Origin of the sequence: Mesorhizobium sp. M0174 (assembly GCF_040322275.1) — a bacterium.
GTDB lineage: Bacteria > Pseudomonadota > Alphaproteobacteria > Rhizobiales > Rhizobiaceae > Mesorhizobium.
Genome location: NZ_JAMYTB010000002.1, coordinates 511,052 through 525,054 on the forward strand (window position 1 = coordinate 511,052; position 14,003 = coordinate 525,054).

Annotated in this window: 10 protein-coding genes and 1 pseudogene; 10 read left to right on the forward strand and 1 reads right to left on the reverse strand. The window is 57.5% G+C overall.

Features of this window, described 5'->3' with window-relative positions; translation table 11 throughout:
- Nucleotides 1-75 precede the first annotated feature (75 nt).
- From NKJ13_RS05920 to cysQ, 9 genes are all read left to right on the forward strand, one after another.
- A complete protein-coding gene (locus tag NKJ13_RS05920; RefSeq protein WP_352777355.1) occupies nt 76-567 on the forward strand; it encodes a hypothetical protein in 492 nt (163 codons plus the stop codon).
- A gap of 516 nt (nt 568-1,083) precedes the next feature.
- Nucleotides 1,084-1,893, forward strand: a complete 810-nt coding sequence (locus tag NKJ13_RS05925) for a tyrosine-protein phosphatase (protein ID WP_352777357.1) — start codon at nt 1,084-1,086, stop codon at nt 1,891-1,893.
- The gene (locus tag NKJ13_RS05930) at nt 1,893-2,681 is read left to right on the forward strand and encodes a polysaccharide biosynthesis/export family protein (protein WP_352692408.1); all 789 of its coding nucleotides are present in this window, start codon (nt 1,893-1,895) and stop codon (nt 2,679-2,681) included. The genes NKJ13_RS05925 and NKJ13_RS05930 overlap by 1 nt, the downstream gene beginning before the upstream one ends.
- A 37-nt stretch (nt 2,682-2,718) precedes the next feature.
- Complete coding sequence (locus NKJ13_RS05935) at nt 2,719-5,103, forward strand: GumC family protein (protein WP_352777360.1); 2,385 nt, start codon at nt 2,719-2,721, stop codon at nt 5,101-5,103.
- Nucleotides 5,069-6,250: a tetratricopeptide repeat protein gene (locus NKJ13_RS05940; protein WP_352777362.1), complete on the forward strand. Its 1,182-nt coding sequence runs from the start codon at nt 5,069-5,071 to the stop codon at nt 6,248-6,250. The genes NKJ13_RS05935 and NKJ13_RS05940 overlap by 35 nt, the downstream gene beginning before the upstream one ends.
- The gene (locus tag NKJ13_RS05945; RefSeq protein ID WP_352777364.1) at nt 6,247-7,563 is read left to right on the forward strand and encodes an O-antigen ligase family protein; all 1,317 of its coding nucleotides are present in this window, start codon (nt 6,247-6,249) and stop codon (nt 7,561-7,563) included. The genes NKJ13_RS05940 and NKJ13_RS05945 overlap by 4 nt, the downstream gene beginning before the upstream one ends.
- Before the next feature lie 306 nt (nt 7,564-7,869).
- Nucleotides 7,870-8,775 (forward strand): sulfate adenylyltransferase subunit CysD, encoded by a 906-nt coding sequence (cysD, locus tag NKJ13_RS05950; RefSeq protein WP_352701491.1) that lies wholly within the window; start codon nt 7,870-7,872, stop codon nt 8,773-8,775.
- A gap of 2 nt (nt 8,776-8,777) precedes the next feature.
- Entirely contained in the window at nt 8,778-10,715 is a 1,938-nt protein-coding gene (gene cysN / locus NKJ13_RS05955; RefSeq protein WP_352701490.1) for a sulfate adenylyltransferase subunit CysN, read from the forward strand.
- A gap of 10 nt (nt 10,716-10,725) precedes the next feature.
- Nucleotides 10,726-11,514 (forward strand): 3'(2'),5'-bisphosphate nucleotidase CysQ, encoded by a 789-nt coding sequence (gene cysQ, locus NKJ13_RS05960; protein WP_352702058.1) that lies wholly within the window; start codon nt 10,726-10,728, stop codon nt 11,512-11,514.
- Between the two features lie 380 nt (nt 11,515-11,894).
- Here the strand turns inward: cysQ and NKJ13_RS05965 are convergent, their stop codons facing one another.
- On the reverse strand, nt 11,895-13,481 hold the full coding sequence (locus NKJ13_RS05965; RefSeq protein WP_352777366.1) for an adenylate/guanylate cyclase domain-containing protein: 1,587 nt from the start codon (nt 13,479-13,481) through the stop codon (nt 11,895-11,897).
- A 320-nt stretch (nt 13,482-13,801) separates the two neighbouring features.
- On the opposite strand from NKJ13_RS05965, the pseudogene NKJ13_RS31585 reads away from it, so the two are divergent.
- Nucleotides 13,802-13,972: pseudogene (locus NKJ13_RS31585) on the forward strand (3'(2'),5'-bisphosphate nucleotidase CysQ); the annotation flags it as partial.
- Nucleotides 13,973-14,003 lie beyond the last annotated feature (31 nt).

Genomic DNA, 14,003 nt, shown 5'->3' on the forward strand with positions numbered 1-14,003 from the left:
CGCAGAAAGCTGTTACGCGCTTTTGAGTACCTTAGCGGTTGGGTGGGCCTCAGGTAACGTGGGACAGAAGGATTGATGCGGATGAATCTAGTTGTTAAAAGTGCGTTGGCCGGAGTTGTTGTGTTGGCCGGCTTCGCCCCGGTGTCGTCTTTCGCGCAGGATGGGTCGTGCACCTGTGCAACCGCCTATAACGGCGTAAATCCGATTGGATCGCTCGGCAGCGTCAATGGCGACGTGATGATCTCGCAGGTGGCTGGCTATGGCCCGGCGCAAGCGGGCGGCGCGCTTGATTTCGGCAGCCGTGTCGTGGTTGGCGCCAAGGGCTCGGCTTCGGTTCAGGTCGGTGGCTGCAATGTGAAGGTCCCGGCGAATTCGACGCTCGATATTTCGCGTGTCGAGAACAAGATTTGCCTCAATGTCCTAGGCTCTGAGAAGACCGCCCAGACGGGCAATCCTAACACAAACACCAATAACACGCCGCTCTTCATTTTTGGCGGCATGGCTCTTGGGGCTGGTGTTCTGGCTGCAACGGCGGATAAAGATCACGGCCACGCCGTTAGCGACTAAGTTGACCGCGTAGTAAATAACGCAACGGCAGCAGCGGCGTGTGACGCTTCTGCTGTGTTTGTGTTGGCGACAGAGCGAGCTTGGCGTGTATGCTGGTATCGCGCTGCCGCATCGGTCGGATCGCCTAAGCCAAGGCGACATGCGGATGTCTGAGGCTGGCGAACATGCCAGGATGAGGGGCGAAGCGCCAGTCTATCCAGGCAAATTTGTTGAATCGCAATCTTTTGCTGCTGCAAGTTGGTACAAGTTTCGGATACGAACGCGACGGTCAAGATCAATCCTGCGGAGGGCGGCATGTGTGTAGCGCTCGAAACATCAGGCGCAGCTTTTGCCGCTGTTGTGGCGCTGATCATCGGCCTGCATGATGACGACGACTCTGTCCGCCAGTAACCGGGACCTACCATCTATCGTATCGCATGAACTTGACAAATGCGTCATTCGCTGTCTTGCGGATGACGCATTTATACTTTTTGGGGATGACGTCGCCACGTTGCTTCGCTGCAGTCACAAACGCCCATGATCGATCTACATTCCCATATCTTGCCCGGCCTCGACGACGGCTCGCCCAGTCTTGTAGAATCACTGGAAATGGCTCGACTGGCGGTGGCCGACGGAACGACCCATATGGCGTGCACGCCACACGTGACACCCGGCGTATACGAAAACGGAACATCGAACATCGTTCGGGCGGTACAAGAGTTGCACCAGGCGCTGCGTAGCGCCGCAATACCACTTGCTCTCTACGTCGGTGCAGACGTTCACATAGCGCCGGATCTTCCGGACCAATTGGCGGCGGGCAGCGTGCCAACCTTAAATAGGTCGCGTTATTTTCTGTTCGAACCGCCGCATCATGTTCTACCTCCACGAATGGAGGATCTTGCCCTACGCCTGATAAACGCCGGCTTTATCCCGATTCTTACTCATCCGGAGCGTTTGACCTGGATCAAAACGAATTACGACGTTATCGAGAGGTTGAATGCGGTCGGCTGCCTCATCCAGCTTACCGCGGACTCGATCGTTGGTGCTTTTGGACGCACGGCGCTCTATTATTCGGAGAAGCTGATTGACGAGGGCAGGGTGGATATCATCGCATCGGATACTCATAGCGCAACGCGCCGCCGTCCGGGGCTTTCCAAGGCGGTTGCTGCTGCTGCCAAGCGATGTGGGGAAGACGAGGCCCGCAACATGGTGTTGAAACGTCCAGGCGAAATATTGGCGAACCGGCCCCTTGAGCCGATCGGAAAAGCACGTCCGAAAAACCCAACCGCCGGTAACGCCGGCCGTTTTGGAGGATTGGGCCGCCTATTCAAGGGCGGGACCGCGTGATGGGCATTTTTCATTTGGTAAAAAGCCACATAGGCATGGCACTCGTCTTGCTGGCTTCGCTTGCAACGTCGGCATGCACGAGCACCTCGTCGACGACACCTACTTCCTCGAGTGCGGTGGATGCGCTGCAATTGACGTCGTCATCGACGCCACTTTCAGGCGGCGGCGCGCTGAAAGTGGTGAAGGACCTGCCTCCGCCGCAGAACACCCAGAACGGCAACGAGCAGCCTTTGTCTCCGAACGATGTGCTCGAAGTGAATGTATTCCAGGTCGACAATTTGAGCCGAACAGTTCAAGTCGACTCCAGCGGCCAGATATCGCTTCCGCTTATCGGAACCATTACCGCGGCAGGCAAAACCGTTCGTCAGCTGGAGCAAGAGATCGAGACGGCCTACGGCGCCAACTACCTGCAGTCACCCGATGTGACGATCTTCGTAAAGGAGTCAATTGGGCAGCGCATAACAGTCGATGGCGAAGTCAACAGGGCCGGTATCTTTCCGGTAACGAGTAATTCCTCGCTTCTGGACGCGATCGCTCTGGCAGGAAATTTCAGCCCAGTTGGGGACGCAAGCAAGGTCTTCGTCTATCGCAATATCGGCCAGAATACCTTGGTCGCAAATTACAACGTGGAGGAAATTCGTGCCGGCAAGGCCCGTAACCCGCGGATCTACGGTGGGGACAAGGTCGTCGTCTTTGCTTCAAAATCGAAGATTGCCGTGAACAATCTCAAGGACGCGCTAGGCATAGCCTCCAGTGCCGCGCGAATTGCCGTCATCCCTGGGATATAGTTCGTAGCCGGTCAGTCGAATAGGATCACTCCGCACCATGCTCGATCGAAACAGGCAGCATCAAATTGCAGGTCCAGGACATGGCCAAGCCTTGTCCGCCGACCTCTATTATGACGGCGGGCAAAACTACAGCCCTTACGGTCGGGATTATTCGGAGCAGGAACAGGGCTTCAATCCACTCAAGCTGCTCTTCTACGTCGTCCAGTATCGGTGGCTGTTCGTCATTATGGCGGCAGCCGGGCTTGTCGCCGGTGTCATCATCACGATGATGCAGACGCCGAAATACCAGGCAACGACGCAATTGGAAGTGCTGGTCCCTTCGGCCAAGGTCTTCCAGGACATCGAGGTAGTTTCTGAAAATGCGGACGTGCGGGCTTTCCTGACCGCACGTGAAAAACTCAAGAGCCGCGCATTGGCGCAGCGTGTTGTGTTTCAACTGGGTCTCAGCGAAAAGCCGGATTTCCTTTTTCCCACGCCAGCCTTTTCCCTCAGCAATATTTTCTATCGCGCGTTCGGTATCTCCAAATCGCCTTCCTTTGAGGAGAAGACCCCAGAGGAGCGCGAGGAAATTGCCATCAAGCGTGTTTTGGACGACCTCACGGTCAACCTGGTCACCAACACGAGCCTGCTATCGATCACCTTCGTCGATCAGAAGCCGAAATATGCAAGCGATATCGCAAACCAGGTCGCGCAAAGCTTTATTGACCAACGCCTCGACCAGACCAGCGAGACATCCGACCTTGCACGACAGTTCATCCAGGAACAGGTTCTGCAGGTGAAGCAGAAGCTCCAGAAATCGGAAGAGGATCTGGTCGCTTACGCGAAGGATGCCGGCATCACGATAACCGGCGACGACAAGTCGCTGATAGGATCGAACATCGAGGCGCTGAATACCGCCCTTGCGACAGCGATCCAGGACCGTCTCGACGCAGGACGTGTGGTGGACCAGATCGATAAAGGCCGCGGTTCGAGCTTGGCCCCCGTCCTGGAAAGCGAAGGTTTGCAAAAGCTGAGTGAAAAGCTGGCGGATTTGACCAGCCAGTACCAGCAGAAGCTGGGCATTCTCAAGCCCGGTTTTCCCGAAATGCAGCAGCTTCAGTCCCAGATCAAGGAGTTGCAGCGGCTCTATAACAACGGCGTGCTTGCTATAACGGATTCACTGCGGCTGAAATATCAGGAGGCGCAGAACAAGGAGGCCGATCTCAAGTCTAAACTTGCTGAGATGGAAAAGCAGCAGGTCATCTTCAACGACAAGAACATTAAATACACAATTCTCAAACGCGAGGTCGATTCGAACCGATCGCAATATGACAATCTTATCGCCAAACTGAACGAAGTTGGTGTCAGCTCCGAGCTCAAGACGCAAAGTGCCGCAATAGTCGATTTCGCGTCACTGCCGGATCGGCCATATTCCCCGCGCTTGAGCATCAATCTTGCAATCGCGCTGGCCCTTTTCATGGCTCTGAGCGCGTCTGTCATTTATGTTATCGAACTGCTGAACAACACCTTCACCAATCCCGAACAGGTTGAAAAGGAGCTCGGCTTGGCGATGCTCGGCATCTTACCGCTCGTCGATGACCGGGAACTCATGGCCAGTATTGCCGATCAGAAGTCCGGCCTGTCGGAAGCCTATCGTTCGCTTCGAACATCGCTACAGTTTTCCGGTGCGGAAGGTGCCCCACGATCGCTGGTCGTCACGAGTTCGGAGCCTTCGGAAGGCAAATCGACCACATCGTTTAAACTCGGACAAGATTTTGCAGCACTCGGCGCAAGGGTTCTCATTGTCGACGGCGATCTCCGTAAACCAAATCTTCATCGCTTGTTTGGTCTCGACAATACGATCGGGCTAAGCAATCTGCTGACAAATACCGTGCGCAAGGAGGATCTGGCGAGCATCTTCAGGGCGACGAAATATCCCAACGTGACCGTTCTGACTTCGGGAACAATCCCTCCCAATCCTGCGGATCTGCTCTCCTCACCGAAGATGGCTCTGATAGTAACCAATCTCGGCAAGCGCTTCGATCTTGTCATTATCGATGCGCCGCCGATTGTCGGTCTTTCTGATGCTCCTATTCTCAGCCGACTGGCGGAGGGCACATTGATGGTCATCTCTACAAATCAGGTGACGCGCAAGTCGGCCAAGACCGCGTTGAAGCGCCTGCGAGCTGCTGGCGCGAACGTGGTCGGAGCCGCGATGTCAAAGTTTGCGGTGAACAAGTTCGACTACAATTACGCCTACAAATATATGAACTATCAGTATTATAACTACGGGACGGACACGAATACTCCCAAGATTGAGGGCAAAGTCGATGATGGAGCAAGCCAGCCCGCTTATGCTAAGTCTCCGACATTCAGTCGTTTGGTTCGTCGCATCCGTTCTAGTGTTGGTGGCTTCCTCGATCGGGCTAAGTCGATTTCTTGAAACAGAAACACCGGCTGTTTCTCTTGTGCTGGACCCGCTCAACACCGACGCATTGACAGCTGAAATCAGCAGTGACCTGAACGATACGAATAATGCTACCGATCTTGGTGCCTTGCTTGCCAAGGCCAAGCGCGCGCTCGCCTTCGATTTGGCCGATGCACGTCTCTATAGCCTGATTGGTGAGATCAAATACCGGCAAGGCGAAAAAGACGAGGCCTACCAGCTCTTCGATCAAGCCCGAAAATTGTCCAAGACAGAGATCCATGCGCTACAGAGGTCAATTGGCCGCAACATCGAAGCAGGTGATTTGCCCAAGGCCGTTGGCGAGATCGACATTTTGCTGCGCCGCTGGCCGGACCAATTTCCGGCGATCGCCGAGGGCATGCCGCCAATTCTCTCGAACCCCGATGGCTATCAAGCCGTGCTGACGGCCATCAGGGCGCAAGCGCCCTGGAGAGCCAGTCTGATCTACGCTCTTATCAAAACTCCTGAGCAGATCAATTTCGCAAATCGGCTGCTGCTCGATTTGACCGGATCAAGCGCACCACCGAATTCGAGTGAACTCACAGCCGCGATCAGCGGCTATATTCGTCAGAAGCAATATGAACCAGCCTATCGGCTGTTTCTTTTCACCCTGTCCGAGCAAGAGCGAAAATTAGGCGGATACATTTTTAACAGCACGTTCGAGCCGGTCCCCAGCGGCAAGCCCTTCGATTGGCAGGTTCCTGGTCAATCGGGCTTGGAAGTGACATTTGCAGCATCCCAGGATGCTGTGGAGGGCGAGGGTGGGGCAACGGTCCGGTTCTTGAACACCCCGGTCAAGAACACTGCCCTCCAGCAATATGTTCAATTGCCTCCAGGCTCGTATAAGATTTCCCTCGTTGCCTCTGCGCGAAACCTGAAGCTTCCAAAGGAATTGTTCTGGTCGATCAAATGTTTGGGGCCGGCTGGCGAAATAGCACGGTTCAACATCCCCGAGGGCACATATAACCGACAAAAGCTGAGCCAGGACTTCTCGGTTGTACCGACTGGCTGCCCCATGCAACTATTGACGCTGCAGACCGCCGCCATTGCCGAGAGCTGGCGATTTCGATATGTCGGCACCTTGATAATGCACAAAATGAGCGTTGAGAGACTTCCATCTTGAACGACCGGCCGTCGGAATGGGATAAATATCTCCTCGGCACGGTCTTGTTTGTATCGCTGCTGATCGGTGGTGGTACTGCGAGCGGCCTTTACACAGACACTCTGATCGAGGTCGCGGCGATAGTTTCGGCCGCGGCCGTCTTTTCGCAACCCCCCGGCCAGAGAATCGCCCGGCCTGTTCTGTGGCTGCTGGTCTTCGCCATGGCGTTGATCGTTTTGCAAATCGTCCCACTGCCGGCAGCCATATTCAACGGGTTGCGGCCGGAACTGTTGCTCGGAGATCCCTGGGTTGGAGAAAGCCGATTTCGCTTCATCAGTGTTGGGGTCGGCCGCACGGTCGAATGTCTGCTTTATCTTCTGGCCGCCGCAGCGTTTTTTTTGGCCGTATTGCGTTTGCGTGCCGAGCAGGTCAGCGCGCTCCTTCCGTTTTTCTTCATGGGTGTTATCTGCAATGGTTTGGCGGGAGCGATTCAATATTCGCTCTCCGACGACGTCGCTATTGTCGGGCTGTTGCCTTTTACGATCAATGCCGGCCTTTTTGCTAACGTAAATCATTTTTCGGCGTTGCTTTTTGTGTCTATTCCCTTCGTCGTCTATTATGGTCTGTTCCGCGGACATCTTTTGTCCGGATCCTTCGGCTTGATCGCCCTTTTGCTGCTTCTTTTGGCTGCCGGTTCTCGCGCCGGCGTCCTGATCGGTTTGGCGATCACCGTATTGTCTGTGGTCTTTCTCTCAGCTCGTTCGTGGGCGAGTGGGTTCGGCGTTCTCCTGATTTTTATCGCGCTTTCGATCTACACGATAAGCGCCTGGACCAAGCTGGATGCACAGGCGCTTGATCCGGCGTTCGGGCGAGGAGAATTTGCGCGAACCACAATCGAGGGCATCAAAGACAATTGGGCGACAGGCATTGGATTCGGGAATTTCCAGAAGGCCTATCAGATATACGAAAGAGCAGGCATGATTTTCAGGGAGTATGTGAACCATGCTCACAATGAATACCTTGAAATTACCTTCGAAGGTGGAGTTCCGGCTATCCTGCTGATGGTAGGGTATTTCGTGTTGCTTCTGGCTGCATTGGCTAGGGTTCGCCGTGACCCGCTGCAGAAAGCGGCATTCCTCTCGGTATCTTTTCTTCTCATTCACTCGCTGGTTGACTATCCGTTGCGAACCGGTGCGCTGGCGATGACCTTTGCCTATATGAACGCCATCATCTTCCACAAAGGATTTGCGGAACGCTTGAGCCGCAAGAGCGAGATGATGGAGATCGATCACAACGGTGACAAGTTGCTTGTTCCCATCGGCACTTCGTCTTAATGACCTCCTTGCTACGGCTGGTGTCGCCAGAACGTGGCGGACCGCTGTGAGGGGAGCCGGTTCCTGGCTCTCGGGTTCCGAGGCTCAGGCAACATTTTCCTTCCTCTACCAAGTGCAATCGCTCGCTGAGCAGAAATTTCCCGAATTTATCGGCTGTATGGAAAATTCATTCCCGAACCATCCGCCGCCGGCTTGTCTTGCATTGTTCTGGACAGGAACGATCTGCTAGAACGCCCGCACGAATAGATTGTCCGGAAGTGCAGTCTGGCCCTTCCGTGGATCGGTACGAAAGAACGCTCGCAGTCCATGAACATCGCACTTACGCACCTTCAGCGGCTTGAGGCCGAATCCGTCCATATTTTTCGCGAGGTGGCCGCAGCCTTTGCCAAGCCGGTAATGCTGTATTCGGTCGGCAAGGATTCGTCCGTGCTCATGCACCTGGCTATGAAGGCGTTCTATCCGGCCAAGCCGCCCTTTCCCTTTCTCCATGTCGACACGACCTGGAAATTCCGCGAGATGATCGCCTTTCGCGACCAGATGCAGCAAAAGCTCGGCTTCGACCTCCTGGTCCATGTCAATGAAGACGGCGTGCGCGACAACATCAACCCGTTCGACCATGGCTCCAACACGCATACGCATGTGATGAAGACGGTGGCGCTGCGGCAGGCGCTCGACAAATACGGGTTTGACGCTGCCTTCGGCGGCGCGCGACGCGATGAGGAGAAGTCGCGCGCCAAGGAGCGCATCTTCTCGTTCCGCAACGCCCAGCATGCCTGGGATCCGAAGAACCAGCGGCCGGAGATGTGGAAGATTTTCAACACCCGCATCGCTGCCGGTGAATCGATCCGGGTGTTCCCGTTGTCGAACTGGACCGAGCTCGACATCTGGCAATACATTCTCCAGGAAGACATCCCGATCGTGCCGCTGTATCTGGCCAAGGAGCGGCCGGTGGTCGAGCGCGATGGCATGCTTATCCTGAGGGATGATGAGCGCATGCAGCTGCGGCCCGGCGAAACAGTGGAGAACCGGATGGTGCGGTTCCGCACGCTCGGCTGCTATCCGCTGACCGGCGCGATCGACTCGGACGCCGACACTCTGGAGGCGATAGTCGGCGAAATGCTCACCGCGCGCACGTCCGAGCGGCAAGGTCGCCTGATCGACCGCGACGAAGCCGGCTCGATGGAAAAGAAGAAGCGCGAGGGGTATTTCTGAGTATGCGCCACATCATGGCCAAGAGCCTCGCCCCGACCGACGGCGTCCGCGACTATCTGGCGGCGCAGGAACGAAAGTCGCTGCTGCGCTTCCTGACCTGCGGCTCGGTCGACGACGGCAAGTCGACGCTGATCGGGCGCCTGCTTTCCGATACCAAGCAGATTTTCGAGGATCAGTTAGCCACACTCGAGCGCGATTCGCGCAAGCACGGCACCACCGGCGACGACGTCGACTTCGCGCTGCTGGTCGACGGCCTCGAGGCCGAGCGCGAGCAAGGCATTACCATCGACGTCGCCTATCGCTTCTTCGCCACGCCGATGCGCAAGTTCATCGTCGCCGACACGCCCGGCCACGAACAGTACACGCGTAACATGGCGACAGGTGCATCGACGGCGGATCTCGCCATCGTGCTGATCGATGCCCGCCAGGGCGTACTGCGCCAGACCAGGCGGCATTCGATCATTGCCTCGCTGCTTGGCATCCGCCACATTGTGCTCGCCGTCAACAAGATCGATCTTGTCGGCTTCGACGAAGCAGTTTTTGAACGGATCGTCGCTGATTACGGGCAGTTCTCACGTGAGCTCGGTTTCCGGACGATCGTGCCCATCCCGATGTCGGCCCGCTACGGCGACAACGTTACGGGCCGTTCCGTTAGGACAGACTGGTATTCCGGCCCGACGCTGATCGAACATCTCGAAATCGTCTCGGTCGACGAGGCCGCGGTCGAATTGCCGTTCCGGTTTCCTGTCCAATATGTGAACCGTCCCAACCTCGATTTCCGCGGCTTCGCCGGCACCATAGCGTCCGGATCGGTTGCGCCGGGCGACGAGGTGGTCGTCGCGAAATCCGGCAAGTCCTCCCGTGTCAGGCGCATCGTCTCGCATGGCGGCGATCTTCAGCAGGCTATTGCCGGCCAGGCCATCACCCTTGTCCTCGACGACGAGGTCGAGGTCTCGCGCGGCAATATGCTAGTATCGCCGGCGGCGCGGCCGCAGGTCGCCGACCAGTTCGCCGCAAACATCGTCTGGTTCGACGAACATGCGCTGCTGCCCGGCCGCTCTTACATTCTGCGCACCGAAACCGACCAGACCAGTGCCACCATCACCGACCTGAAGTACCGGGTCAACGTCAACGACTTTGCCCATGAGGCGGCCAAGTCGCTTGAAATGAACGAAGTCGGCATCTGCAACATCTCGACGCGGTCGCCGATCGCCTTCGATCCGTTTGCCGAAAACCGCACCACCGGCGCCTTCATTCTGATCGACCGTATCACCAATGCCACGGTCGGTGCCGGCATGATCCTGCATTCGCTGCGCCGCGCCGAAAACATCCACTGGCAGTCGCTCGATGTCGGCAAGCGCGCGCGTGCCGATATGAAGAACCAGCGGCCGGCCGTGTTCTGGTTCACCGGGCTTTCGGGCTCGGGCAAGTCGACCATCGCCAATCTGTTTGAAAAGAAACTGTTCGCCACCGGCCGTCATACCTACATTCTGGATGGCGACAACGTCCGTCACGGACTCAACCGCGATCTCGGCTTCACGGACGCCGATCGTGTCGAGAACATTCGCCGCGTTGCCGAAGTCGCGCGCCTGATGGCCGACGCCGGGCTGATCGTCATCGTGTCATTCATTTCGCCGTTCAGCGCGGAGCGGCGCATGGCGCGCGAATTGATGGCCGATGGCGAATTCATCGAGGTGTTTGTCGACACACCTTTCGAGGAATGTGCCAGGCGCGATCCGAAGGGCCTCTATGCGCGGGCGTTGAACGGCGAGATCAAGAATTTCACCGGCGTCGATTCACCCTATGAGGTGCCGGAAAAGCCCGAAATCCATCTCAAGACACTCGGCAGATCGGCCGAGGAGATGGTGGACGCCCTGGAACACTGGCTGAACGAGCGGGACATTGCCGAAGACCAATATGACAGCGGCGGCGGTATCTGACGACGAAGCAATGCTCGCCGTCTTCGAGCACCTTGCCTTGGCGGCGGGACGCGAGGTGATGCGCGTCTTTCGTGCCGGCTGTGCGGTCGACAGCAAGTTGGACAGTTCGCCGGTGACGGAGGCTGACCGCGAGAGCGAGAAGATTATTCTTGCCGGGCTGCGCGCCGCATTTCCCGAGATTCCGTGCGTGGCCGAGGAAGAAGCTTCGGCCGGCATCATGGCACCGGATCTCGGTGACGCCTTCTTCCTGATCGATCCTCTCGACGGCACCAAGGAGTTCGTCAACCGCAGGACCGATTTCACTGTCAACATAGCGCTGGTTCGCGATGGCGTGCCGGAGATCGGCGTTGTCTTCGCGCCTTGCACCGGCCGCTTCTTTTCCGGCCGGCCGGGCAAAGCGGAAACGATCAAGATTGATGACAACTATGTGATCGTCGATCGCCAACCGATTTCGGCAAGGGCCGGTATGATGCCGCTGACCGTCGTTGCCAGCCGCTCCCACAACACGCCGGAGACCGACGCCTATATCCGCGCGCTTGGCGCGGCCGAGATCGTCTCGGTCGGCTCGTCGCTGAAATTCTGCCTTGTCGCCGGCGCCGAGGCGGACGTCTATCCGCGCTTCGGCCGCACCATGGAATGGGACACTGCCGCGGGTGACGCGGTGCTACGCGCTGCCGGCGGAATGACGCGCACGCTGGATGGTGCGCCGCTCGCCTACGGCAAGCGTAACCAGAGCGACGACGAGGATTTCGCCAACCCGCATTTTATCGCCAGCGGCAAGGCGGCTGGATCTGGCTAGACGATGACTGCGCAACCAAAGGAACGCGTCAGACCTGTCAGCGTTCCTCTCGCACGACTTGTCGCGACGTAAGCGCAGTTCCAGCCCCATGTGTGAAAGCGAATGTGTTACAGTGACTTATGACCGCGATCTCAGGTGCTGACCGAGGCGTGTAAACACCACGATAACGCTCCCCATCCGGCCTGGGGGCGACGTTAGCGACCCACATCAAGCTAAAGGAGTCTGCAGCATGGCTCGACCAGTCATGATTAAGTCCTTGCGGGCCTCGTCGTATTTTTCGTGATACCAGCCGGGTGCGTCAATACCGGCGGCGCATGAGGCGGCTTTGAACCCGACTTTGTGTGGCTGGCCAAGGTCCAGATTGCATCACGTTCAAGACCCTAAAATGCGGCGGGCTTGCTTCGGATGGATAAGGCTAGGAGCGCCTCCGAAAGTCGTTTCTTCGCCCGCTCGACCCCGTTCTCGTCGATTGCCTCAACATCGAGGAACAAGTCGAGGCCAGTCGCGTGCTCGCTGATGACCTGAGGACGCTGGGCGAGCTCACCCAGGAGGCCCTCGACTTCGTAGGGGACAACCTCCCGGCTGATCCCCTTCATGGCAATCGGTGCTAATGGACGCGCCCGGACAAGGTCGCGCACGAGCGCGTAAGTCTCATAGCTGAGGCAGATACCGCCGGGCTCGGCAATCGACTGCAGCCGGGCCGCCAAGTTCGCCTCGGCTCCAATGATCGTGTAGTCCATCCGATCATCGGAACCGAAGTTCCCGACATTGCAATAGCCCGTGTTAATCCCCATGCGAGCTCGGAAGGGCCGTTCAACTCCGCGGTCATGCCACACCCTGTTCAACTGCTCCAGCCGACGCTGCATGTCGACAGCCATGCGCAAGCAGGCTCTCGCGTCTTCCTCGACGCCTTGCGTCTCGGGGTCTCCGAAGAACACAAGAAGCGCGTCGCCGATGAACTTGTCGACGGTGCCCCCGTGTTTGAGCGCGATCGTCGACATCTCGGTGAAGTACTCGTTGAGGAGAAGCGTCAGGTCCTCGGGCTGGAGACGTTCCACGATCGCGGTGAAATCCTTGACGTCGGAGAAAAAGATCGTGAGCTTCTTGCGCTCGGTCGCGATGGTGACGTCCTTCTGGCCGCTGAAGATGCTTTTGTAAATTTGAGGCGAAAGGTATTTGGCGATCTTCAATGAGATCGCGGCCAGGAAGTCGTTTGCCTCCGAAAGCTCCTTGTTCATGCCTTGAATCAACGCGGACTGCCGACGCTGCAGGAGAATGAACGTCAGACCCGCCGCCGCCGCGAAACCGAAATATAGGAGCAGATACTTGAAAGTCAGCACGTTTGCAGCAATAGGCTGATTGACTGATATCTCCTGGATCCCTCGGACATCCCCGACCTTCCAGTCCGTCTTGGGGCTATCCGGGTGTGAGTTATGGCATGTCACGCACACTTGTCCCATTATGACAGGGGCCGCGGCGCGGACCTGCCGGTCAAACAGTGAGCCCGAGACTTCGATGATCGGCTCCTTCGGGTTGGCGCGCAAAGCCAAGATTGCGTTCCGCTCGAACGCATCGAGCTGGTGGGGCGCGCGACCTTTGAAAGGCAGATCCGAGACGAACCGATATTTGACCGAGCCATCGTGAGCGCTGATGCGCTTGCCGAGTTCGATCGAGAGGGTTGCCGGAATAGGGATCGCACCTGGTACGTCCCGGTAGTTGTGCGTCGCAGTCACGGCGCCGTCTGCCTGCAGCACGCGTCCCACGACGTCGCTGCCGTAGAATCCGCGCATTTCGTCGATGATCCGGCTGATTTCGCTGGCTTGCCTGCGCAGCATCCGTTCCGACAGGTCTCGGAGGTCGAGCCAGGCTGCAACGGGCAGACCGATAAGGCCGATGACCACTGCCGCCACCAGGAGCGGTCCCATGGTGCGCTGCTGACGCGCAATCTGTTCACCCAGTCCAGCCATTGTGCAAGCGCCCGGCCGTCTTAGTATGTGAACTATAGCTCATTCCCGGCACGGTACCAGAGTCAGTCTTGGCTCGATGAAAACACGTCAGCCCTGCAACGTGGGACCGACCTTGAGCGGTTGTTGCTAAGCCCCGACGCTCACAGCGGATTTCGCATTCTGGCGCAGACGGACAGTGAATCAGTGAAGGGATGTCGCAACGTCGGTTGTGGCCGGAATGCGCTCCGAGATAACCGCTCAGGGGTCAAAAATTCACCTCTAGCAAGGTTGAGACTTCTGGGGTCGGAGAGCGGGTCGGAAAAGAGCTGCCCCCGCAAAATTATCCGCGCTTCGGCCGCACTATTGGAATGCGACCCTGCGGCGGGTGACGCGGTACTGCGCGCTGCCGGCGGCATGACGGGTACGCTGGACGGTCAGCCACTCGCCTGCAGCGCAACCAGGGCGATGACGAGGATTTCGCCAATCCGCATTTCATTTGCCAGCGGCAAGGGCTGCCACGGCCGCTTAGCCACCATGATGAAC

What these genes read in the sequence shown, in the direction of transcription:
- NKJ13_RS05965 (WP_352777366.1), bottom strand. Translation starts at nt 13,481, where the DNA reads ATGGCTGGACTGGGTGAACAGATTGCGCGTCAGCAGCGCACCATGGGA.
- NKJ13_RS05930 (WP_352692408.1), top strand. Translation starts at nt 1,893, where the DNA reads ATGGGCATTTTTCATTTGGTAAAAAGCCACATAGGCATGGCACTCGTC.
- NKJ13_RS05920 (WP_352777355.1), top strand. Translation starts at nt 76, where the DNA reads ATGCGGATGAATCTAGTTGTTAAAAGTGCGTTGGCCGGAGTTGTTGTG.
- cysQ (WP_352702058.1), top strand. Translation starts at nt 10,726, where the DNA reads ATGCTCGCCGTCTTCGAGCACCTTGCCTTGGCGGCGGGACGCGAGGTG.
- NKJ13_RS05925 (WP_352777357.1), top strand. Translation starts at nt 1,084, where the DNA reads ATGATCGATCTACATTCCCATATCTTGCCCGGCCTCGACGACGGCTCG.
- cysN (WP_352701490.1), top strand. Translation starts at nt 8,778, where the DNA reads ATGCGCCACATCATGGCCAAGAGCCTCGCCCCGACCGACGGCGTCCGC.
- cysD (WP_352701491.1), top strand. Translation starts at nt 7,870, where the DNA reads ATGAACATCGCACTTACGCACCTTCAGCGGCTTGAGGCCGAATCCGTC.
- NKJ13_RS05935 (WP_352777360.1), top strand. Translation starts at nt 2,719, where the DNA reads ATGCTCGATCGAAACAGGCAGCATCAAATTGCAGGTCCAGGACATGGC.